The following is a 21,788-nucleotide window of genomic DNA, read 5'->3' on the forward strand; positions in this document are numbered from 1 at the left end:
TTATGTTATGAAATAAGGTGTGCCTGTGAAGGTCTGCTTTATTTGCTTAAGACGTTAATGTGATAAATTGTCGGATGGGGTTAGTCGTTGATGATCAGCCCCATCTTTTTCATCAAGAAGCAGGCATTCATGTTTTGGGCTACTCCTTCACGGAGTTTGTATGAAAAGGCCAGCTCGTCGTTGGCGATGTCAGCTTCAAAACAATAGTTCCGTATTTCCTCAGGAAAGTATTCTATTAATTTCCCTAGCAGCAGGTCGTGTGTGGCAATGATGCCGTTCGCTTTCAGCTCCATCAGCTGGCGTACCAAAGCGAATGAGCCTTTCTGTTTGTCCATCGAGTTGGTTCCTTTTAAAATCTCATCCAGAATGATGAACAACTCCTCTCCCTTGTTCAGGCGGTCTATGATCTGTTTCAATCGTTTCAGTTCGGCGAAGAAGTAAGACTCGTTGTCTGTCAGCGAATCGGAAGTGCGCAGACTTGTCACCAGTTTGGCAGGATATAGTTCAAGGGAGGAACAGCATACGGGACAGCCGGTACATGCCAGTATATAATTCACTCCGATCGTGCGCAGATAAGTACTTTTACCCGCCATGTTTGCTCCTGTGATGATGACGAAGAAAGGCCTTGAGGGGATATCGGCATTATTGGTCACACATTGCCGCGCCGGCATCAGAGGGTGTCCCATTTCCTTGGCAAGGAAGACGAAAGGCTTGTCGGCAATGGCCGGATAAGCGTACGCGGGATGGTTGCCGGCAAATGTCGCCAGCGAACAAAGAGCATCAATGTCACCCAGCACGTCCAGCCAGTGGAGCAGATGTTTTCCATATTTGTGCCTCCATTGCTCAATGCGCATAACCTGCCGGAGTTGCCAGAACATGGAACCTTCCAGCAGGACATATAATAATTGGTTGTTGCGCAAGTCCAGTTTATCCAGTTCCCGTGAGAGCTCTTTCAAAATATGGGTGGTAGGTTTCCCGTCCATGCCGAATTCTGCTTTCAGCTGTCTCAGTAGCGGAGCGTTCATATCCCGGTTCTCTATCAGGCTGATCAGTTCGGCATAGATGGACAGGATGCGTAACTTCTTGTCATAAACTCTTTGCAGGTTGCTGACAGGCTTTATCAGTCCGAAACTACCGATCACGAACAATCCGAAAATCAGTCCGAACCACATCATCGGAATGACCCCGGCGAGCCCCAGCGCAGCTAGTACGATATTGACTCCGGGAACTAGTATCAATAACGGGCGGCTCCACCATTTCTCGCTGAAATAGGCCGATGCTTCCGTCCACTCTTTAATTTCGTCGCGGTCACTTGTCGCCCCTTTGTAGAGCAGGCCGGTGATCCGGAAGGCTTCCCGGAAATCGGAATAAGCAGCCAGTTCCTTTGTCGCCTCCTGCCGTCGGATGATCTCTTCCTTGGTCTCCAGATGATTTTGCAGCCATTCCGCCAGTTTCTCCTTTCCGAATGAAGTGCAGGTACGGTTCAAGGCTTGGAACAAGGAGTGTCTTCCGAACAAATCCAGATCGAAAGAATACCTGTGGGCGGGGTTTGTGAATTCCTTTCCGTCCTCAAAAGGCTCATAGTTGTCCGCCAGTGCGGAAAGTTCGTCACTATTCACCCGTATGCAGGTTACCAGCCAGTCTTTTCGGAAAAACAGCCGGTTGTGATACTTCACCAATGCCAGGAAAGGGAGAAAAGTGACCGCTATGGTGAGGCATATAATGGTCGTTCCTGTCTGATAGAAGTAGATGATTCCTATAATTCCCGCTACAAATAGCAAGACCCTCAGCGTGCTGATGCGGAGAATCTTGTTTTTTACTCGGCGGAGCTCTGCCTCGGCCTGTCCGATGCGTTGTTCGTATTTTGCTTTCAATTCCATAATGATAGGTTGTAAATGTCCTTTTGCCATATCGGGCACGGTTTTACCGTGGAGAGGGGGAAGCCTTCTGCGGCAATGCAAGGATATGGCGATGGACTTTTAACTTGTTTTCCGGCAAAGATAGACAAAAAAACGTCCCCTTCTGTTATTTGGATTTATTTTGTGCCTTTGGAACACGGCAGGATTGAGTCAAGGACAGGCTGTATCTACCGTGGGGAAGAACTGATTGTTGACAGGAAAACATGGAATGGGAATTTGACAGTTATAGAAATACTCACATCTACGGAGAAAAAGTCTGATGGCAGGAGTACATCTGAACAGTGACTGTACATTTCAAGCCTAGATAGCACTGCAGAGCGACTTGGTCAGATAATCAGACAGCATTGGGCTATTGAAAGCATGCATCGGGATCCTGACCGCAACCTCCGGCAGGGCAGCATAAAGCGTAAGGCTGAACGGGCGGTCGTGAATCTGGACACCATTCTTTGAAAGAAATAGATGCCGGAATATGAAAAGACAAAACGATATTTCATACTTCCGTAAGTGACAGTGGCGTAGGGATGTAATTCAATAGAAAGTTGGATGCGAAAATGCCCTCATACTCTCACTTTTGTTCTAACTGATTTATTATGAACTACTTATTAGTGGTGGAAGCATATTCTTCAGTGAGGGCATTGCTCTCACTAATGGATGCTTAAAAATAAATTATTCAAACTTTACAACATGATATAAAGTAGCTTTGTTGCTGGCTTTTTGGGGAATGTTCAGCTTACGGAGAATGCGTTCGGATCAATTCATCTTATTGATTGACAGATTCTCATACGTATATTCTTGCTGATAATTGAAAATCTTCATGGGCGGTCATCCATTCTTCTCTCTTCTCTGTAGTGGCAGAATAAAATTAACATTTAAGAAACTGTTCCAAAGGCGAAATTTGCTCAAATTCGGTGCTGTTTTGCCGCAATACCTCCTCTTTTTCATCATTCAACCCCTAACCGTTCGTCCTTATAAAGCAACTGCATGGCTTGTGTATCGGGTTGGCGGTGGTCTATATGCGCATATTCCCCTGTCTATTAGTTGTTTTCTACCTTTTCTTTTCTTACTTTTTATAGGTTATAATTGCTTAGTCACCTTGGTGGTTAAGTCTAACCACTAGGGTGATTAAAGTTAACCACTTAGGTGAACAGACTTAACCACGTCCGTGGTTAACGGATATTGAACCTTTCAATAACTTATGATTGTATTTAAGGATAAGCCGGATAACCTTGGCGATCCAATAAAGGTAACATAACGCACTGGCATGGGTAGGGGAATTGTACGCTCAATTCAAAGCTTAAATGAAAAAGCCGTGCTTTTGGGAAGAAGAACCCTCCATCAGGAATTGTGCCGGCTTGACCGGTGAGGATGAATGACGGAGAATGAAATTTTAACATTGCAGATAACCCCATTGTCAATAGGAAAAAGTATATTTGTCTGTCTGATAAAGATGATAAACGATTGGGAATATGAGAAGAATGATATTTGTTGGGGGGATGGTGGTCAGTCTGCTTACGGCCTGCTCGCCATACGGCATGCAAGGTAATCCGGCGGCAGTGCAAGCCGGTGCGGCCATCGGCGGAGTACTGGGCGCTATTGTGGGTGACAGGGCTGGTGGATATAACGGCTCGCAGTTCGGCGCGCTGCTGGGAACGGTGGCAGGGGCGGCTGTGGGAAATGCCGTGACTACACCCCGGGAGGAAACTTATCCGGCGGATGAGTATTACGTGGAGACCAGTCCGTCCTCTTCGCGGTATGAGAATACTCCCTCTTATGCGCCTTTGTCGGGATTGAGGATTGTCAACCTGCGTTTTATCGATGATAACCGTAACCATGTGATTGATGCGGAGGAAGACAGCAAACTGGTGTTCGACTTGGTGAATGATGGGGATGTGCCCGCTTACAACGTCACTCCGGTGATAGAGGAAATGAACGGCATGAAGCATCTTCTGATCTCACCTTCGGCTCAGATAGCCTATATGCCTGCCGGGAATCAGATAAGGTACACGGCTACTATTCGCGGAGGCAGGAAGTTGAAAACAGGCCAGGCGCAATTCCGTGTTTTTGCAACAGAGAGCAACGGGGCGGTGACCGAAGCGCATGAGTTTACTTTGCCTACCCAAAAACGGATAAAGAAATAAGTCTCTTGATTGGCGGGGCGGGGATTCTGCGGGCGGATAACCTTTTTCCGGAGACAACGTAAGCGTTCGCAGTCCTATTGTTAAGCTTTTCCGGCCGTCCGGTTACTATCTCCAAAACCTGCGGAGTTATCTCCATAGCCTTTGGAGTTAACTCCGCAAGCTTTGGAGATAACTCCATAGTGCTATGGAGATAGTATGTATCCTTTCTTCAGGCCTTAGCAGACGGGGGAAAAGCCTTAAGGTGGGGTATGCGTGGAGTTACTCCTTGTTGATGATGCCTTGTATCTCTTGCAGAGTCAGATTTCCTGTGATGGCGATGATGGTAAATTCATTTTTTTCCTGACTCATCAATACAAATTCCTTTTCTTTGTTTTTGTTCCGTTTCAGATAAATGATGGTTTTCTCGCCTTCATCGTTTATGCGCATCAGTTCCTCGTAGCCGTTCTTGGGGCTGATGAAAGCTGTTTCCTTTTTCAGCTTGGCGATAATGTCGGGCTTTTCACAACTTAGAATCTGGATGTTGTCCAGTTTGGAGGCTACTTCGCCTATATTTACCCCTTCCGTTTTCATGTTGGGCATCAGGCTGAGCATGGCTTTTGAGATATAGACAGAGGTTACCCCTTCCATATCAGCGAACTTGTCGAAAAAACTGTCCTGTGCGTAGGTAAACAGTGAGCACAGAGAGAGCAATAAGGTAATGATATATGTACGTTTCATTGTTTTATGTTATTTAATCGGTTTAATTGTTCGTTTACGTTCTCTTGAATCTTTCCGGTGGCTTCCTGCACCGATTCCACCTTTTCTATTCCTTTATTCAGGCTGCTGGAAAGCATGATAAGTGCCTTCTGGGCCTGTGTGTATGCTTCTTCGGGGGTGGCGCAGGTGTCTTGCGGTGCCGGATAGGGTTTGTATAGGTACAGTCCTACGGAGAGCAGGATGAGCAGGCTGGCGGCTATGCTTCCTATCCATTGCAAGCGGAGGACCCGTGTATGTCTTTTTATTTTCAGCGTGCGTCTTTCGCCTGTGTCCCATTCGTCTATCTTGCGGCTCAGCCTGCTTTCCAGTCCTTCCGGTATCTCGGGGGCGGGAGGCGCTGCCAGTTGCATGAAGATTTCCTTCTCGGCAAGTAAATGAGCCGGAACGTCCTCTTCGGTAAAAAAGCGTTTCAGTTCCTTTTCTTCGGTTTCGCTGGTTTCTCCATCGTAATACCGGGTCAATAGTTGTTCTATTTCATTTACTTTCATAGTTCATTATAGCATTATATTGTTCACGTATCTTTTTGCGGGCACGGCTCAGCAACACACGTATGTTGATGGCGTTCAGTCCTGTGGCTTGCTCTATCTCCTCAAAGGAGCAATCATTGACATCACGAAGCAGAATCACCCGCTTTTGTTGCTCGGGCAGCCGGCCGATGAGCCGGCGTACCTGGTTTACCTCGTCCCGTTGTTCTACTTCCCGGGCTATGTTGGTGTCCGTAGGGAGGTTCAGCTCTTCGGGTGCATGTCCGTCTTCATCGGGCCGGCTTCTGCGGAGGGCGTCGTAGCACAGGTTTTTGACAAGGGTGACACAGTAGGCTTCAGTGTTCAGCACGCCCGTCAGCTCATTGCGCTTGTTCCATAATTTCAGATACGCCTCCTGCACCATATCTTCCGCCTCCTGAGGGTTTTCTGTCAGCCGGAAGGCTGTCCGGTAGAGTTTGCGGTGGTAAGGCAGGAATTGTTGTTTAAACTCAGCGGCGTCCATGCTTCTTTTTATTTGTTGTTTGATCGTTTATAAGTTGGGCAATATCTTGTTTGCGTATTTTTCCGTTTACTTGTATCAGTGAGCATTCATCATCCTCTATGATAGCAATGAGCAATTCCCGGATGACCTCCTTTTTCATTCTCATTTGTATGTGTATTCGTTCTCCATCTTCATTCATTTGCATCAGCGTTTCGTAGCCGTTGTTGGACAATGCCTCGAATTGTCGGGAAAAGCGTTGTTTTACGTCTGGTGAGCACTCATCCAGATCTAGTATTTTGGCGGAGCGTATTTTGCTTGCTATTTCTTTGCCCTCATCATTATAAGAATAAAACATTTTTCCTATAAACATGAGGAAAGGGGATGCACTGACATATTCAGCGTTTTTCTCCCGGCGAAATTCATCAAAGAGTGCTGCAGAATTTTGTGCAAGACTAATCTGACACCCTAAGACTAACAATAGAGTAAATACAAACTTTTTCATGGTTTTATTTTGTTTTTGTTCATAACTGAATTTGTTTTTTGAAAGCGCTTTCAATCAGATAGACGGGGGAAGCGGGAAAGTTGTTACAAAGGGAAAAGATTTTTTTTAAGTTTCTATGTTTGTAAAGTGGTCCGGCTTTGCAAAGAAAGCATCATTCAATAGCCTGTTTGATCTTTCATCAGCCAGATCACAGGCTTTGCCGGTCTCCTTGATCAATTTCTTTCATTCAGGTAGTTCCGGGGAGGGGGAATAAAGAAGCCCTCGCCTTGTTTACAAATCTTTCGCAAGTTCAGGATGAGAACAAGGGGCTTCCCTATGAAATGATATCGGTTGGAGGATTATTGATTCCGTACGGGAAGCCTCACCCATAACCATCCGGGAATCAGTTTCCAAAAGAACACCAAAATTTGATAACGCCAGTCTATGACAGCTGTTCTTTTCCTTCGGGAGATGGCTTTTACAATGTGTGACGCCACGTGGGGAGCCTGCATCAGCAGTGGGTATTTGTCATCTTTCAACAGAGGGGTGGCAACAAATCCGGGACGGATGTCGGTGAAGGAAATGTGTAGTTTGTTCATGTGCGCCAATTGGTCCAAAGCATCCAGATAGGTGTTTTGAAACCGTTTGGTCGCTGAATAGGCAGGGGCGGACCCCAGTCCCTTGGTGCCTGCTATGGAACTGATCACCGCTATATGTCCTTTGCCTTGCTGTTCAAAATAGTGATAGGCGGCATTGACCATCCGTATGAATCCCGAGACATTGGTGGCTGCGGTCTGTAATTCTATATCAGGGCAGAGTGAAAGATTTTGTTTGCCTATGCCCGAGCTGAGCAGGAACACATCCATACCTCCCGTTTTCATAATCAGTTGCTTTAATAAGGCAGGGGCATCCTCGCGGGTGACATCTATCCGCTGGGTACATATCTGTCCGAGGGCGGACTGCCGGAGTTTTTCCAGTTCTTCCTCTCTACGTCCTGCCACGCCTACCTGCCAGCCGGCTTTCAGATAGCATCGCGCCACTTCCAGTCCGATGCCGGAAGTGGCGCCAATGATAATGATCCTTTTCATCCGCTTCGCCTTATTGTAAAGCTTGTTCAATATCGGCAATGATGTCGCTTACATTCTCAATGCCTACCGACAAACGGATCAGGTCCGGAGCGACTCCCGCTTCGCGCAACTGCTCGTCGGTGAGCTGGCGGTGAGTATGGCTGGCGGGATGCAGTACGCAGGTACGTGCGTCGGCCACATGGGTTACGATGCAGATGAATTTCAGTCTGTCCATAAATTCTATCGCTTCCTCACGGGTGCCGTTCAAGCCGAAAGCGATGACACCGCACGAGCCGTTTGGCATATATTTCTGTGCCAGATCATAGTATTTGCTGCTTTTCAGTCCGCAATAGTTCACCCATTTCACTTTCGGGTTGGCTTCCAGCCATTCGGCCACCTTCTGTGCGTTTTCGCAATGACGGGGCATGCGCAGGTGCAGTGTTTCCAGTCCCAGATTCAGCAAGAACGCATTTTGCGGAGACTGGATGGAGCCGAGGTCGCGCATCAGTTGGGCGGTTGCTTTCGTCATGTAAGCCATTTTGCCGAACGCTTTGGTGTATGTCAGTCCGTGATAAGATTCGTCGGGCTGGGTCAGGCCGGGGAATTTGTCCGCATGGGCTTCCCAGTCAAAGTTACCGCTGTCCACAATGGCGCCGCCTACACTGGTGGCATGACCGTCCATGTATTTGGTGGTGGAATGGGTGACGATATCCGCTCCCCATTCAAACGGGCGACAGTTGATGGGCGTGGCGAAGGTGTTGTCCACAATCAAAGGCACACCGTGCTTGTGGGCGATACGTGCGAACTTTTCGATGTCCAGCACGTCGATGCTCGGATTGGAGATGGTCTCGCCGAACAAGGCTTTGGTGTTCGGGCGGAAAGCCTGGTCTATCTCCTCCTCGGATGCATTGGCGTCAATGAAGGTACACTCGATACCCAGTTTTTTCAGCGTGACACCGAACAGATTGAATGTGCCTCCGTAGATGGTGGACGAGCATACGAAGTGGTCGCCTGCCTGGCAGATATTGAAAATGGCATAGAAGTTGGCAGCCTGTCCGGACGAGGTCAGCATAGCACCTACACCGCCTTCCAGAGCTGCTATTTTAGCGGCGACAGCGTCATTGGTGGGGTTTTGCAGGCGTGTGTAGAAATATCCCGAGTCTTCCAGATCGAACAGACGCGCCATTTGTTCGCTGGTGTCATACTTGAATGTGGTACTTTGATAAATAGGCAAAACACGCGGTTCGCCTTTTTTCGGAGTCCAGCCTGCCTGTACGCATAAGGTCTCCCTGCTATATTTCTTATCCATGTTTATATTGTTATTAAAATTACATATTCATTTATTTCGCAGCAAAATTAAGAATAATCTGTCATTTAGGGGTCAATTGCCGGGAAAAGTGTTATATTTGAACGATTTTAATTAACTAAACTATGGCAGAGGATATAAAATTCAGGCATACTATGCCGGTGCAGATACGATTCAGCGATGTGGATCAGTTTGGTCACATGAACAATTCAGTTTACTTTTCTTTGTATGATTTGGCAAAGACTACTTATATAAAAGATGTATTGGGTGATGCCGACTGGAGCAAGCTGGCTATTGTGGTGGCGAACATCAATGCCAACTTCTTTATGCCGGTGTTTTTCTCGGATCACTTGGTGATAGAAACGGCAGTGGTACATTTGGGGCACAAGAGCTTTACCTTGTTACAGCGTGCCGTGACTACGGATACCCATGAGGTGAAATGTGAGTGCCGCACGGTGATGGTGGGGTATGATCTGGCTACCAAGGAACCTAGATTGATTTCCGAGGATTATAAGGAGGCGATTTGCAAGTACGAGGAAAAAACGTTGGAGGAACTTTCAAAGGAGCGGAAATAGTCGTTGATTTTCCGGATCAAATCGTAGTTCAATGGTTTAACCTTGCCGTAACAGGTTACGGCAAGGTCTGGTTCTTTATCCATTATTTATAAGACTTCTCAAAGACATGCAGGATCTCTTCATCAGTAATCGGGCGTGGGTCCAGCGTGAACAGCCCTCCCATGGTGTCTCTTGCATTTTGCAGGAATTTCGGGAAATCTTCGGGCTGGATGCCGAATTCACTCAACTTGACAGGATGTACTTTACATTCTTTCTGGAGCGTGATCAATGCATCAATGAAATCGGACGAACGGTTGCTCTTCTTCTGAGTCATCACTTCGGCCATTTTCATGTAACGTTTTGTACAGTCATGACGGAAGGTTTCGAAGTATGCTTCCGACAAGGCAATGAGTCCGGCTCCGTGAGGAAGTTGCGGATAATATGCACTCATGGCATGTTCTAATGAATGTTCGGAAGTGCAACTAGAAGTAGCTTCCACCATGCCTGCCAAGGTGCTGGCCCAAGCAATTTTGGCACGCGCTTTCAAATTCTTTCCGTCGGCTACGGCTACTGGCAGATATTTGTAGATCAGACGAATGGCTTCTAAGGCATAGAGGTCGCTGATGGGGGTCGCGCAATTGGCGATAAAACCTTCGGCGGCATGGAAGAATGCATCGAACCCTTGATAGGCGGTGAGGTGCGGGGGAATGGAAACCATCAGTTCCGGATCTACAATAGATAAGGTGGGGAAGGTCAGCTGGCAACCGAAGCCTATCTTTTCCTGAGCCGTTTCGTGGGTGATCACTGTCCATGGATCCATCTCCGTTCCGGTTCCGGCGGTGGTAGGGATGGCGATAATGGGAAGTGCTTTGCTTACGGGACGCCCTTTGCCGCTGCCCCCTGATACATAGTCCCAGTAGTCGCCATCATTGCAGGCCATGACAGCGATGCTTTTGGCGGAGTCGATGGAACTTCCGCCTCCCAGTCCTACCACAAAGTCGCATTTTTCTTCGCGGCAGATGCCTGCTGCTTCCATCACGTGTTCTTTGATGGGGTTGGGAAGGATCTTATCGTAAACCAGTGTCTCTACATGATTCAGTCTTAATTGGGCGAGCACTTTCTCCAGATATCCATATTTCCGCATGGAAGTTCCGGATGAGATGACAACTAATGCCTTTTTCCCCGGTAGTTTCTCACTGGATAATTTCTTGATTTCTCCACAACCAAATATTAATTTGGTAGGGATGTACAAACTAAATACAGGGTTTGCTTTCATGTTCTTTCGTATTTAAAGTTTTACTAATAACAAATGTAGGAAAATAATGGTTTGGATGTCTGAGTAAACTGTTAAAATTTACATTTTAGTAAAATGAAGGAGCGGAAATCACCTGATGGCAGAGTGAATTTAATCCAGATCAATAAATAGTTCGAAAAAGAACCGTACCTTTGTGTCCGATTGAGACAGAAATGACGATACTATGATTGATACATTAACTTCTTTACGCCTCTTCTTTGCGCTGATGGTTTTCGGGGCGCATTGCTATGTAGTCGATTCCAGCTTCTCTACTCATATTTTTAAAGAAGGATTTGTGGGCGTAAGCTTCTTCTTTATACTAAGTGGCTTTATTATAGCATACAATTATCAAAAGAAGATGGAGGAACGGCTGGTGACGAAACGTCGGTTCTGGGCGGCACGTGTTGCCCGTATTTATCCATTGCATGTATTGACTTTGCTGGGAGTGGCTGTTGTAGGCAATTGGTTGACACCGACGGGCTGGTGTGAAGGGTTGAAACATTTTATTCCTGCACTGTTCCTGTTGCATCCTTTTGTCCCCCGGATGGATTATTTCTTTTATTTCGGCAGTCCCTCGTGGAGTTTGGGATGTGAGCAGTTGTTCTATTTCCTGTTCCCGTTCTTGGCTTTGTTCTTTAAGGAAAGACAAAGATTGGCAGGAACTTTGCTGGTATGCGCTGTGGCGGTTCCGGTACTGATGTCGCTGACGGATGAGGCAAATATCCGTGGCTATTGGTATGTGAATCCTTTGGCCCGCTTCCCCGATTTTCTGGTGGGTATGTTGCTTTATCAAGCCTATGGATGGTGCCGTTCCAAACAGTTGTCTTTCTTCACGGCGTCTTTGCTCGAAGTGGGTGCAGTGTGTCTCTTTCTGCTCTTTTACCTGGCTTCGGAGGATCTGGTTCCGAAAGTCTATCGTTACTCCTGTTATTACTGGATACCTATTTCATTGGTTCTCCTGATATTCTCTTTGCAGAAAGGGTTCCTTTCGCGTATCCTTTCCAATAAATATCTGGTCATTGGTGGCGATATCAGTTATAGTTTTTATCTGATTCATTTGTGGATTATATTGGCCTACGTGCAACTGGCGAAAACATACGATTGTCACATCAGCCTGTATATCAGCATTCCGCTTATTCTTGCAGTTACAATTGGATTGAGCCTGCTTTCTTATTCTTATTTTGAGAAACCGGCCAACCGTGTGGTAAAACGTATTTTAAACAAACAACAATAACTATTTCATGGAAAAACAATTAGCAGAAAAAACGCCACGCATTGAAGTGGTGGATGCCTTGCGCGGATTCGCGGTAATGGCTATTCTTTTAGTACATAATCTGGAGCATTTCATTTTTCCGGTTTATCCCACAGATCAGCCTGCTTGGCTGAAGATCTTGAATGACGGAGTATTCAACGTCACTTTCTCTTTATTTGCCGGAAAAGCGTATGCCATTTTTGCCCTTTTGTTCGGGTTTACTTTCTACATACAGTCTGCCAACCAGCAACGGAAAGGAAAGGATTTCGGTTATCGCTTTCTTTGGCGTTTGGTATTGCTGGCGGTGTTTGCCACATTGAACGCTGCTTTTTTTCCGGCAGGAGATGTGTTGTTACTCTTTGTGGTAGTGGGTGTTGTGCTTTTCCTTGTCCGCAAGTGGAGTGATTGCGCCGTCCTTATCACCGCTATCTTGTTCCTTTTGCAACCCGTTGAGTGGTATCATTATATAGTAAGTCTGTACGATCCTTCGCACACTTTGCCCGATTTGGGGGTAGGCGAGATGTATGGAGAAGTGGCAGCTTATACCAAAGAAGGAAACTTTGGAGAATTTATATGGCGGAATATTACTTTGGGACAGAAAGCTAGCTTGTATTGGGCTCTGGGTGCAGGGCGTTTTTGGCAGACTGCCGGCTTGTTTTTGATGGGATTATATATCGGGCGTAAACAGTTGTTTGTTATTTCTGAAAAACATACGCGTTTTTGGGTGAAGGCGCTCATTGTCTCTGCCATTGCCTTTGCCCCTCTTTTCCAGTTAAAGGAATTGATCATGGCAAGTGACAGCGATATTATTAAAAGTACGGCAGGAACCGCTTTTGATATGTGGCAGAAGTTTGCCTTCACTGTGGTGCTGGTTGCTTCTTTTGTCCTGCTTTATCAAAGGACAGGCTTTCAGAAGCTCGTGTCCAGCCTCCGTTCCTATGGGAAGATGAGTCTGAGCAACTATATAGGACAGTCCATTGCCGGTGCGGTTATTTATTTTCCGTTTGGGCTTTATCTGGCTCCGTATTGCGGATATACGCTGAGCCTGATTGTCGGTCTCGTGCTTTTCCTGTTGCAGGTTCAATTCTGCAAATGGTGGTTGAAGAGCCACAAGCAAGGACCGTTGGAAAGTATCTGGCATAAATGGACTTGGATGGGGGACAAGTAAATAGTATGTAAGATCGTTTATGTATAGTTGTAAGCCGCAAATTTTGCGGCTTACTTTGTTTTATTTAAAGAAGTCCGTTGGGGTATTTCCCGACTTGTAACTTCATTTCCCGGCTGGAAAAGATATGAAAGAAAAGCAGATTGGAGGGCTACACAGGTCGCTGAATGCTATAATTGAAGCAAATGAGCCTAAATTAGACGAAATTATATCTGTTTCCAGAACACGAATGAACTACCTTTGCCAATAAACAAAACTTTAAATCTATTATGAAGAGGCTGGTTCATTTATTAGTAACATTTATTCTTTCCGCAAATTTCATCTATGCTCAGAATCTAACCCGTTGGGTAAATCCGTTTATTGGAACAGGGGCAGTTAATTCCAGTCTTTCGGGAAACAATTATCCGGGAGCCACTGTACCTTTCGGTATGGTCCAGTTAAGTCCTGATACTCGCGAAGCTCCCGACTGGGCGCAGGCTTCGGGATATGATTATAACGACTCTACCATTTATGGTTTCAGCCATACCCGTTTAAGTGGGACGGGAGCTTCCGATTTTATTGATATATTGATGTTCCCCACGGTCAGTGATAAAACGAAATCAGCTTTCACTCACCAACAGGAACAGGCACGTCCGGGATATTATCAGGTGTTGTTGGATGATGAAGGGATTCAGGCGGAATTGACAGCCTCTGTACGTGTGGGCGTACATCGTTATACGTATCCGCAGGGTAAGGAAGCCAAACTGTGGCTGGACTTGGATCATTCCGCCAATAAAGGAAGCTGGAACCGTCGTATTATCCAGTCACAAATCCGGATCATTTCTCCTACTGAGGTAGAAGGTTATCGTATCATTACCGGATGGGCGAAACTGAGAAAAATCTATTTCCACATTGAATTTTCTAAACCGATACACTTTTCTGAATTTCATGACGGAGGCCGGAAATATAAAAATACACCGGTCATTAACGGAACGGATCTTCATGGTTTGTTTACGTTCGATATGCGGCAGGATCAGGAATTGGTGTGTAAAGTAGCCTTGTCACCGGTTTCTATAGAGAACGCCCGTCTGAATATGTCTAAGGAAGTTCCCGGTTGGGATTTTGATAATATTGCTTTTGCTGCCGGAGACAGTTGGGAAAAGGAACTGGAAAAGATAACCGTCCGGGGTACTGATCTGCAGAAAACGATCTTCTACACGGCTTTATATCACACGATGGTCCAGCCCAATACCATGAGTGATGTAAACGGTGAATATATGGCTGCCGATTATACGACACGTAAGGTTGCCGATAATGAAGTGCATTATTCCACTTTTTCTTTATGGGATACATTCAGGGCGGCTCATCCGCTTTATACTTTGCTGCATACCGGCCGCATTCCTGATTTTATTAAAAGCATGATGCGTCAATATGATTATTATGGTTATCTGCCTGTGTGGCAATTATGGGGGCAGGATAATTATTGTATGATTGGCAACCACTCCATTCCTGTCATTGTGGATGCTGTGCTGAAAGGTGTTGCAGGAGTGGATGCGGAAAAAGCCTATGAAGCAGTTCGTAGCAGTTCCATCGTATCTCATCCGAACTCTCCTTTTGAAGTATGGGAGAAATATGGATACATGCCTGAGGATATTCAGACACAATCTGTTTCTATTACTTTAGAACAAGCTTTTGATGATTGGTGTGTCGCACAGTTGGCCCGGAAATTAGGGAAAGAAGAAGATTATAGCCGCTTTATGAAGCGTTCCGCTTTTTACCGGAATCTGTTTAATGCAGAGACAAAATTCTTTCAACCGAAAAATAAGAAAGGAGAATGGATGGAACCTTTCGATCCTTATAAATATGGAGCCAATGGCGGCTATCCTTTCACTGAGGGGAATGCCTGGCAATACTTCTGGTATGTACCCCAGAATATACCCGACTTGATTTCACTGACAGGGGGCAACAACGCTTTTACCGCAAAATTGGATACCTTCTTCACTGTCAATGATCAAAGTGGTGAGCTGAATGACAATGCTTCCGGTTTTGTAGGGCAATATGCGCATGGCAATGAACCGAGCCATCATGTGGCTTATCTGTATGCTTGTGCGGGAGAACCTTGGAAGACACAGAAATATGTGGCGCATATCATGAATGAACTGTACAACGATTCTTCTTCGGGTTATGCCGGTAATGATGATTGCGGGGAAATGTCTGCTTGGTATGTGTTTGGCGCACTTGGCTTTTATCCGGTAAATCCGGTCAGCGGAGAGTACATTATCGGTACTCCTATGTTGGAGGAAGCGACTATTCAGTTGCCTGATGGAAAGACTTTTACCATCAAAGCCCCACGTAAAAAGCACAATGAGATTTATATCCGTTCCATGAAACTGAATGGTAAGAAATATACAAAGAATTATATTACCCATCAGGATATTATGAATGGCGGAACGCTGGAGTTTGTAATGAGTGCCACACCGCGAAAATAATGAATGGTTTGTTGTCCTTTAGTTTGATTATTTTATGAAAAGACCGATATCTGTATGTTTATTGTTCATTAGTTTGAATATTGTAAATGCCTGGGCTCAAAAGGCCCCTGTAGACTATGTCAACCCGATCATCGGAGCAACCACCGCTGATGAGATGGCCGGCTCCGATCACGGACTGGGAAAAACATTTCCCGGTGTGTGCACTCCTTTCGGCCTGGTGCAATTGAGTCCCGATACAAAGACCGGAGGAGATAACGGCCCCGGGTATTCCTGGCATCATTCTACCATCGAAGGATTCAGCTTCACCCACATGAGCGGCATCGGTTGGTATGGCGATTTGGGTAATTTCCTGGTTATGCCTACCACGGGAGAACTGCATACGTTCAAAGGTACGGAAGAAAATCCCGAAAGCGGTTACCGTTCCCGTTACTCTCATGACCGTGAGGTGGCGAAGGTGGACGGTTATTCTGTGATGCTGGATGATTATGGTATTCAGGTGGAATTGGCAGCGGCTTCCCGTTCGGGAATGATGCGTTTTACCTATCCTCAGTCTGAGGTTTCCCGCATACAGATAGATTTGGCACGCCGTATCGGTGGTACTTCTACTGAACAATATGTAGAAGTGGAGGACGATTATACCATTAAAGGTTGGATGAAATGTACCCCCGATGGTGGCGGTTGGGGAGATGGGGCAGGACAAGGTAACTATACAGCTTATTTCTATTGCTGCTTTGACCGTCCTTTGAAAAATTTTGGCGTATGGAGTGCGGATATCCCCGAGGGAGTGGAACGTAAGAATGCTTCCAATGATGATCCGGCTTACCATGAATATATCAAGAATGCTCATGTATTTCCCCGGAAAAAGATAGCTCAAGGGAAACATCTAGGCTTTTATACTGAGTTCTCCACTCGTGAAGGGGAGCAGGCTTTGTTGAAATGCGGCATCTCGTTTGTCAGCATGGAGGGTGCGCGAAAGAATCTGCAAAGCGATATTTCCGATTGGAATTTTGATGGAGTGCGTCAGCGTGCCCGCAGGCAGTGGAATGAGGCTCTCTCGGGTGTACAGGTGGAAGGAGAGGAAAAGGATAAGACTATTTTCTATACATCTTTATATCACACTATGATAGATCCGCGTTGTTTCTCGGATGTGGACGGCGCCTATCCGGGGGCGGATGGCAAGGTGCATTATGCGGATAATTTTATCTATCGTACTATTTTCAGCGGCTGGGATGTATTCCGTAGCCAGTTTCCTTTACAGACCATTATCAATCCCCGGCTGGTGGACGATGAAATAAACTCATTGATTCAACTGGCGGAACTGAGCGGTAAGAAATATTTTCCACGTTGGGAATTCTTGAATGCCTATTCGGGTTGTATGGTGGGTAATCCGGCCGTATCGGTGGTGGCGGATGCTTACAATAAAGGTATCCGGAATTATGATACCCGGAAAGCTTTGGAATATTCTTTGAACACAGTCCGCACATTTGGCAATAATGAGCAGGGATATACGCCGGATGATCTTTCGAAAACGTTGGAGTATGCTTATACGGACTGGTGTGTCAGCACTATGCTTCGTGATAGGGGAAGGGAACAGGAAGCTGTGGCATTTGAGAGGAAGGCACAATCTTATCATCAGGTATGGTGTGATAGTGTGAAATGGTTCCGTGCACGTTCGGCAGATGGTAGCTGGATGCCGTGGAAGGGGCGGAATGTACATTGGCAAGGTTGTATAGAAAGTAATAATTATCAGCAGGGCTGGTTTGTCCCGCATGATCTGGAAGGATTGATTTCTCTTATGGGAAAAGAGTACTTTGAACGGGAATTGGTAGCATTCTTCGAGGGAGCAGATGAACGTTTCATGTGGGGGGATTACTATAATCATCCTAACGAGCCTGATCATCAGGTACCTTTCATGTTGAACTATACTTCGCGTCCGTGGCTCACCCAATATTGGACACGGCGTATCTGCCGGAATGCATACGGTGATACAGTGAACGGATTGTGTGGAAATGAGGATGTGGGACAGATGTCTGCCTGGTATATTCTGGCGGCTATGGGATTCCATCCTATTTGTCCCGGCAACAACCGTTATGAACTGACAAGTCCTGTGTTCCGTAAAGTTATTTTATCTTTAGATAATCGATATTATAAAGGAAGGACATTTACGATCATAGCACATCATAATTCTCCGGAGAATGTATATATCCAGTCTGTTTCCTTGAATGGAAAGCCTTTGAACCGTCTTTGGATTACCCATGAAGAGATAACAAAGGGTGGCGTTCTGGAATTTGTGCTGGGAAAAGATCCTAAGCACTGAATCCTCCTTTTATAGGCTGTAATTGAAGCAAAAGAGCCTAAAAATGGCGAAATATTCTCTACCTGATGGGAGAGGTATGTTTACTTTTGCCTTGGAAGAAACTATTAATCATGAAAAATATGAAACATTTTAAGACTTATTTGGGAGCAATGGCTTTGGCGCTTTCCGGATGCCAGAGTGCGACTGATTCCTGTGAAACTACAGAATTATGGTATGCCCAGCCGGCAGAAGTTTGGATGGAATCTTTACCTATTGGTAATGGACGCTTGGGAGCTATGACTTATGGTGGGATAGAGGAAGAGAAACTGGCGTTGAATGAATCGACAATGTGGTCCGGCCAGTACAATGAGAACCAGAACATACCTTTCGGACGAGAGAAAATGAACCAGCTCAGAAAGTTGTTCTTTGAGGGAAAACTATCGGAAGGAAACCGTATAGCCGGAGATAATCTTCATGGCAACCAGACTTCTTTCGGAACTCATCTTCCCATTGGAGATTTGAAGATGCAATTCATTTACCCCGAAGGTAAAGTGACCGGCTACCGTCGTTCGTTAAGCTTGGATGAGGCTGTCAGCAGCGTTTCTTTCAACTCCGGTGGTGTGAACTATAAACGTGAGTATTTTGCTACAAACCCGGATAATGTTCTCGTACTCCGCTTGACCGCTGATAAGCAAAAGTCCATTACTATGAATATGGGATTGGATTTGATGCGTCAAGCCGACCTTTCTGTAGAAGATAACCAATTGGTATTTACCGGGAAAGTAGATTTTCCCTTGCATGGTCCGGGCGGAGTCTGTTTTGAAGGAAGAATAGCCGTTCTGGCTGATAATGGAGAGGTAAAGATGGAACAGTCTGGAGTAGGTATAAAAGAAGCTGATGCTGTGACTTTGATTGTCGATGTGCGTACCGATTATAAAAGTCCTGATTACAAGACTCTTTGTGCTGATGGCGTGAAGAAGGCTGCAGCTAAATCTTATGATGAATTGAAGCAGGCGCATATAAAGGATTATAACACGTTGTACAATCGTGTCTCTATTCATTTCGGGCAAGACGCTAACCGCGCGTTGCCTACGGATGTCCGTTGGAAACAAGTGAAGGAAGGCAAGACTGATACTGGTCTGGATGCCTTGTTCTTCCAATATGGCCGTTACCTCACCATTGCCAGTTCCCGCGAAAACTCTCCATTGCCCATTGCCTTGCAGGGTTTTTTCAATGATAACAAGGCGTGCAACATGGGCTGGACCAATGACTATCATCTGGATATCAATACTGAACAGAATTATTGGGCAGCCAATGTCGGCAATCTTGCCGAATGTAATGCCCCTCTGTTTACCTATATTAAGGATTTGGCGCATCACGGTGCGAAGACAGCCGAAGTGGTCTATGGATGTAAAGGCTGGACTGCTCACACTACAGCCAATGTCTGGGGATATACTCCCGCCTCCAGTACCATTATTTGGGGACTGTTCCCGATGGCAAGCTCATGGATAGCTTCCCATCTGTGGACACAATATGAATTTACACAGGACAAGCAATATCTGGCCGAAATGGCCTATCCGCTTTTGAAAGGTAATGCACAGTTCATCCTGGATTTCTTGGCAAAAGACCCGAAGAGTGGTTATCTGATGACAGGGCCGAGCATCTCACCCGAAAACTGGTTCCGTACAGCAGGCGGTGAGGAAATGGTTGCCTCCATGATGCCTGCCTGTGACCGTGAACTGGCCTACGAGATCTTGTCGAATTGTGTTCAGGCTTCAGAGATATTGAATACCGACCGCGAGTTTGCCGATAGCCTGCGTACTGCCATCGCCCAACTTCCTCCCATCCAGTTGCGTGCCAATGGTGCCATTCGTGAATGGTTTGAAGATTTCGAGGAAGCTCATCCCAACCATCGTCACACTTCCCACCTGCTGGCACTCTATCCTTTCTCCCAAATCACTTTGGAGAAGACTCCCGAATTGGCGGAAGCTGCCCGCAAGACCATCGAGAATCGTTTGTCTGCCGAGAACTGGGAAGATACAGAGTGGAGTCGTGCCAATATGATTTGTATGTATGCCCGCTTGAAAGATGCACAGGAAGCATATAAGAGTGTTCAATTATTGCAGGGCAAGCTTTCACGTGAGAATTTAATGACTGTATCTCCAGGTGGCATTGCTGGGGCGGAAGGTGATATTTATTCGTTTGACGGGAATCCCGCCGGTACAGCTGGTATGGCAGAAATGCTAATACAGAATCATGAGGGTTATGTAGAATTCTTACCTTGTTTGCCTATTGAATGGAAAGATGGTGGTTTTAAAGGTCTATGTTTAAAGGGAGGAGCTGAAGCGACTGCTGAGTGGACGAATACTGTCATTAATAAAGCTTCTTTAAAAGCTACTGCTGATCAGGTTTTAAAAGTGAAAATTCCTCAAGGGAAAAAATATAGAGTGCTTTTAAATAGTAAGGAGGCAATTGCAAATCCTGATGCAAAAGGTTTGATAACAGTGGAAATGAAACGTGGAGATTTGCTGGAATTGTTGTAAAAAACAGGTTGCTTTGCATAGCTTGATTGAGGATTACATCTCAGTATATTGAGGTGTAGTCCTCGTTTTATGATAAGGCAACCAGCAAAGTAATGAAATAGTAATATTGTCCATATCCTCAGTAATTTTTTCTATTCTTTAAGTCCTTGAATCCTTGTTACTTTGCATCATAAAAATAACTAATATATGATATTCATGAAAACACAATCTAATTTTTATCTATTTCTTATTGCTTTGATTTCTGCTATGGGAGGTTTCCTGTTTGGATATGACTGGGTAGTGATCGGAGGAGCAAAACCTTTTTATGAACAATATTTTGGTATAGCTGGTAACCCTGTTATGCAGGGATGGGCTATGAGCAGTGCCTTGATTGGTTGTTTGTTTGGGGCGCTAAGTGCCGGTAAGCTGAGTGACCGTTTGGGACGTAAGCCGATTTTGATTTTGGCGGCAGGATTATTTATCTGTACGGCTGTCGGTACAGGGGCGGTGCATTCTTTTACTTTCTTTAATGTATTTCGTTTGGTGGGGGGCTTTGCCATTGGGATTGCTTCCAGTTTGTCACCTATGTATATAGCAGAAATAGCTCCGGCACATTTGCGGGGACGGTTTGTGTCCATCAATCAGTTGACGGTAGTGTTAGGTATCTTGACTTCTCAGATTGTTAATTGGCAGATAGCCGAGCCTGTGGCATTAGGAGCTACTCATGAAATGATCCGTGAATCATGGAACGGACAGATGGGATGGCGCTGGATGTTTTGGGCAATGACTGTCCCGGCCGCCTTGTTCTTTGTTTTTAGTTTTATATTACCGGAGAGTCCTCGTTGGTTAGCCTCTTCGGGAAAGCGGGAGGCTGCACTCAAGGTGTTTACTCGTATGGGAGGAAAGGAATATGCTGTTACTGAGTTGGCGGCCATAGAAGCGGCTTCAGCCTGTCAGACGCAAGAAGGAGGTTTTCGTCAATTATTGAATCCTGCTATGTATAAAGTGTTGACTATAGGTGTTGTCATGGCTATTTTGCAGCAATGGTGTGGTATTAATGTTATTTTCAACTATGCACAGGAAATATTTATGGCGGCAGGTTATGGCGTGTCTGATGTCTTGATGAATATTGTGGTGACCGGTATTACAAATGTCATATTTACTATTCTAGCCATGTTTGTGGTAGACCGTTGGGGACGTAAGGCGTTGACACTGATCGGATCATTTGGACTGGCAGTAATTTATGCCTTTATGGGAGCCGCTTATTATTTTCATATCACAGGAGTTGTGCTGTTGATTATTGTTGTGATGGCTATTGCCTGTTATGCCATGACTTTGGCTACAGTGATGTGGGTCATTATCTCTGAGATTTTCCCGAACCGTATTCGTGGAGTTGCCATGTCTGTTTGTACTTTCGCTTTGTGGGCGGCCTGCTTTATACTGACCTATACTTTCCCGATGTTGAATAGTGGTTTGGGAGCTGCCGGGACATTCTGGCTGTATGGGCTGATTTGCCTGAGTGGGGGAATATTTGTTGTATTCCGTTTGCCGGAGACCAAAGGAAAGAGTCTGGAGGAAATAGAAAAGGAATTAGTGAAATAACA

16 protein-coding genes are annotated in these 21,788 nt (G+C 45.7%); 8 read left to right on the forward strand and 8 right to left on the reverse strand.

Annotated features, from left to right (window positions below):
• Positions 1 to 80 precede the first annotated feature (80 nt).
• On the reverse strand, positions 81 to 1,880 hold the full coding sequence (locus tag ACYQ0C_RS01455; protein WP_025076770.1) for a MutS family DNA mismatch repair protein: 1,800 nt from the start codon (positions 1,878 to 1,880) through the stop codon (positions 81 to 83).
• 1,505 nt (positions 1,881 to 3,385) lie between these two features.
• Between ACYQ0C_RS01455 and ACYQ0C_RS01460 the strand changes: the two genes are divergently transcribed.
• On the forward strand, positions 3,386 to 4,057 hold the full coding sequence (locus tag ACYQ0C_RS01460; protein WP_016275285.1) for a YMGG-like glycine zipper-containing protein: 672 nt from the start codon (positions 3,386 to 3,388) through the stop codon (positions 4,055 to 4,057).
• A gap of 258 nt (positions 4,058 to 4,315) precedes the next feature.
• Here ACYQ0C_RS01460 and ACYQ0C_RS01465 read toward each other — a convergent pair whose 3' ends face one another.
• From ACYQ0C_RS01465 to ACYQ0C_RS01490, 6 genes are all read right to left on the reverse strand, one after another.
• Positions 4,316 to 4,774, reverse strand: a complete 459-nt coding sequence (locus ACYQ0C_RS01465; RefSeq protein WP_007838906.1) for a DUF4252 domain-containing protein — start codon at positions 4,772 to 4,774, stop codon at positions 4,316 to 4,318.
• Entirely contained in the window at positions 4,771 to 5,301 is a 531-nt protein-coding gene (locus ACYQ0C_RS01470; RefSeq protein WP_016275286.1) for a hypothetical protein, read from the reverse strand. The genes ACYQ0C_RS01465 and ACYQ0C_RS01470 overlap by 4 nt, the downstream gene beginning before the upstream one ends.
• A complete protein-coding gene (locus ACYQ0C_RS01475) occupies positions 5,288 to 5,800 on the reverse strand; it encodes an RNA polymerase sigma factor (RefSeq protein ID WP_016275287.1) in 513 nt (170 codons plus the stop codon). The genes ACYQ0C_RS01470 and ACYQ0C_RS01475 overlap by 14 nt, the downstream gene beginning before the upstream one ends.
• Complete coding sequence (locus ACYQ0C_RS01480) at positions 5,787 to 6,281, reverse strand: DUF4252 domain-containing protein (RefSeq protein ID WP_016275288.1); 495 nt, start codon at positions 6,279 to 6,281, stop codon at positions 5,787 to 5,789. Before ACYQ0C_RS01480 ends, ACYQ0C_RS01475 begins: the two co-directional genes overlap by 14 nt.
• Before the next feature lie 338 nt (positions 6,282 to 6,619).
• Positions 6,620 to 7,348: an SDR family NAD(P)-dependent oxidoreductase gene (locus ACYQ0C_RS01485; RefSeq protein WP_016275289.1), complete on the reverse strand. Its 729-nt coding sequence runs from the start codon at positions 7,346 to 7,348 to the stop codon at positions 6,620 to 6,622.
• A 10-nt stretch (positions 7,349 to 7,358) separates the two neighbouring features.
• Entirely contained in the window at positions 7,359 to 8,636 is a 1,278-nt protein-coding gene (locus ACYQ0C_RS01490; RefSeq protein WP_016275290.1) for an O-acetylhomoserine aminocarboxypropyltransferase/cysteine synthase family protein, read from the reverse strand.
• Positions 8,637 to 8,758: 122 nt separating this feature from the next.
• On the opposite strand from ACYQ0C_RS01490, the gene ACYQ0C_RS01495 reads away from it, so the two are divergent.
• Positions 8,759 to 9,208 (forward strand): acyl-CoA thioesterase, encoded by a 450-nt coding sequence (locus ACYQ0C_RS01495; RefSeq protein WP_016275291.1) that lies wholly within the window; start codon positions 8,759 to 8,761, stop codon positions 9,206 to 9,208.
• A gap of 82 nt (positions 9,209 to 9,290) precedes the next feature.
• Here the strand turns inward: ACYQ0C_RS01495 and ACYQ0C_RS01500 are convergent, their stop codons facing one another.
• Positions 9,291 to 10,463 (reverse strand): iron-containing alcohol dehydrogenase, encoded by a 1,173-nt coding sequence (locus tag ACYQ0C_RS01500; protein WP_016275293.1) that lies wholly within the window; start codon positions 10,461 to 10,463, stop codon positions 9,291 to 9,293.
• 202 nt (positions 10,464 to 10,665) lie between these two features.
• Between ACYQ0C_RS01500 and ACYQ0C_RS01505 the strand changes: the two genes are divergently transcribed.
• The 6 genes from ACYQ0C_RS01505 (at position 10,666) to ACYQ0C_RS01530 (ending at position 21,786) form a co-directional block, all read left to right on the forward strand.
• The gene (locus ACYQ0C_RS01505) at positions 10,666 to 11,715 is read left to right on the forward strand and encodes an acyltransferase family protein (RefSeq protein ID WP_016275294.1); all 1,050 of its coding nucleotides are present in this window, start codon (positions 10,666 to 10,668) and stop codon (positions 11,713 to 11,715) included.
• Positions 11,716 to 11,722: 7 nt separating this feature from the next.
• Positions 11,723 to 12,901 (forward strand): DUF418 domain-containing protein, encoded by a 1,179-nt coding sequence (locus ACYQ0C_RS01510; RefSeq protein ID WP_016275295.1) that lies wholly within the window; start codon positions 11,723 to 11,725, stop codon positions 12,899 to 12,901.
• Positions 12,902 to 13,167: 266 nt separating this feature from the next.
• Complete coding sequence (locus ACYQ0C_RS01515) at positions 13,168 to 15,366, forward strand: GH92 family glycosyl hydrolase (RefSeq protein WP_016275296.1); 2,199 nt, start codon at positions 13,168 to 13,170, stop codon at positions 15,364 to 15,366.
• Positions 15,367 to 15,400: 34 nt separating this feature from the next.
• On the forward strand, positions 15,401 to 17,683 hold the full coding sequence (locus ACYQ0C_RS01520) for a GH92 family glycosyl hydrolase (protein WP_016275297.1): 2,283 nt from the start codon (positions 15,401 to 15,403) through the stop codon (positions 17,681 to 17,683).
• 119 nt (positions 17,684 to 17,802) lie between these two features.
• The gene (locus tag ACYQ0C_RS01525) at positions 17,803 to 20,205 is read left to right on the forward strand and encodes a glycoside hydrolase family 95 protein (protein WP_175271301.1); all 2,403 of its coding nucleotides are present in this window, start codon (positions 17,803 to 17,805) and stop codon (positions 20,203 to 20,205) included.
• A gap of 186 nt (positions 20,206 to 20,391) precedes the next feature.
• A complete protein-coding gene (locus tag ACYQ0C_RS01530; protein WP_011964891.1) occupies positions 20,392 to 21,786 on the forward strand; it encodes a sugar porter family MFS transporter in 1,395 nt (464 codons plus the stop codon).
• The last annotated feature ends 2 nt before the right edge of the window (positions 21,787 to 21,788 follow it).

The organism is Phocaeicola sartorii JCM 17136 = DSM 21941 (assembly GCF_054653615.1).

Excerpts from the sequence above, each read along its gene's own strand:
- ACYQ0C_RS01455 (WP_025076770.1), bottom strand. The coding sequence starts at position 1,880 with ATGGAATTGAAAGCAAAATACGAACAACGCATCGGACAGGCCGAGGCA.
- ACYQ0C_RS01460 (WP_016275285.1), top strand. The coding sequence starts at position 3,386 with ATGAGAAGAATGATATTTGTTGGGGGGATGGTGGTCAGTCTGCTTACG.
- ACYQ0C_RS01465 (WP_007838906.1), bottom strand. The coding sequence starts at position 4,774 with ATGAAACGTACATATATCATTACCTTATTGCTCTCTCTGTGCTCACTG.
- ACYQ0C_RS01470 (WP_016275286.1), bottom strand. The coding sequence starts at position 5,301 with ATGAAAGTAAATGAAATAGAACAACTATTGACCCGGTATTACGATGGA.
- ACYQ0C_RS01475 (WP_016275287.1), bottom strand. The coding sequence starts at position 5,800 with ATGGACGCCGCTGAGTTTAAACAACAATTCCTGCCTTACCACCGCAAA.
- ACYQ0C_RS01480 (WP_016275288.1), bottom strand. The coding sequence starts at position 6,281 with ATGAAAAAGTTTGTATTTACTCTATTGTTAGTCTTAGGGTGTCAGATT.
- ACYQ0C_RS01485 (WP_016275289.1), bottom strand. The coding sequence starts at position 7,348 with ATGAAAAGGATCATTATCATTGGCGCCACTTCCGGCATCGGACTGGAA.
- ACYQ0C_RS01490 (WP_016275290.1), bottom strand. The coding sequence starts at position 8,636 with ATGGATAAGAAATATAGCAGGGAGACCTTATGCGTACAGGCAGGCTGG.
- ACYQ0C_RS01495 (WP_016275291.1), top strand. The coding sequence starts at position 8,759 with ATGGCAGAGGATATAAAATTCAGGCATACTATGCCGGTGCAGATACGA.
- ACYQ0C_RS01500 (WP_016275293.1), bottom strand. The coding sequence starts at position 10,463 with ATGAAAGCAAACCCTGTATTTAGTTTGTACATCCCTACCAAATTAATA.
- ACYQ0C_RS01505 (WP_016275294.1), top strand. The coding sequence starts at position 10,666 with ATGATTGATACATTAACTTCTTTACGCCTCTTCTTTGCGCTGATGGTT.
- ACYQ0C_RS01510 (WP_016275295.1), top strand. The coding sequence starts at position 11,723 with ATGGAAAAACAATTAGCAGAAAAAACGCCACGCATTGAAGTGGTGGAT.
- ACYQ0C_RS01515 (WP_016275296.1), top strand. The coding sequence starts at position 13,168 with ATGAAGAGGCTGGTTCATTTATTAGTAACATTTATTCTTTCCGCAAAT.
- ACYQ0C_RS01520 (WP_016275297.1), top strand. The coding sequence starts at position 15,401 with ATGAAAAGACCGATATCTGTATGTTTATTGTTCATTAGTTTGAATATT.
- ACYQ0C_RS01525 (WP_175271301.1), top strand. The coding sequence starts at position 17,803 with ATGAAACATTTTAAGACTTATTTGGGAGCAATGGCTTTGGCGCTTTCC.
- ACYQ0C_RS01530 (WP_011964891.1), top strand. The coding sequence starts at position 20,392 with ATGATATTCATGAAAACACAATCTAATTTTTATCTATTTCTTATTGCT.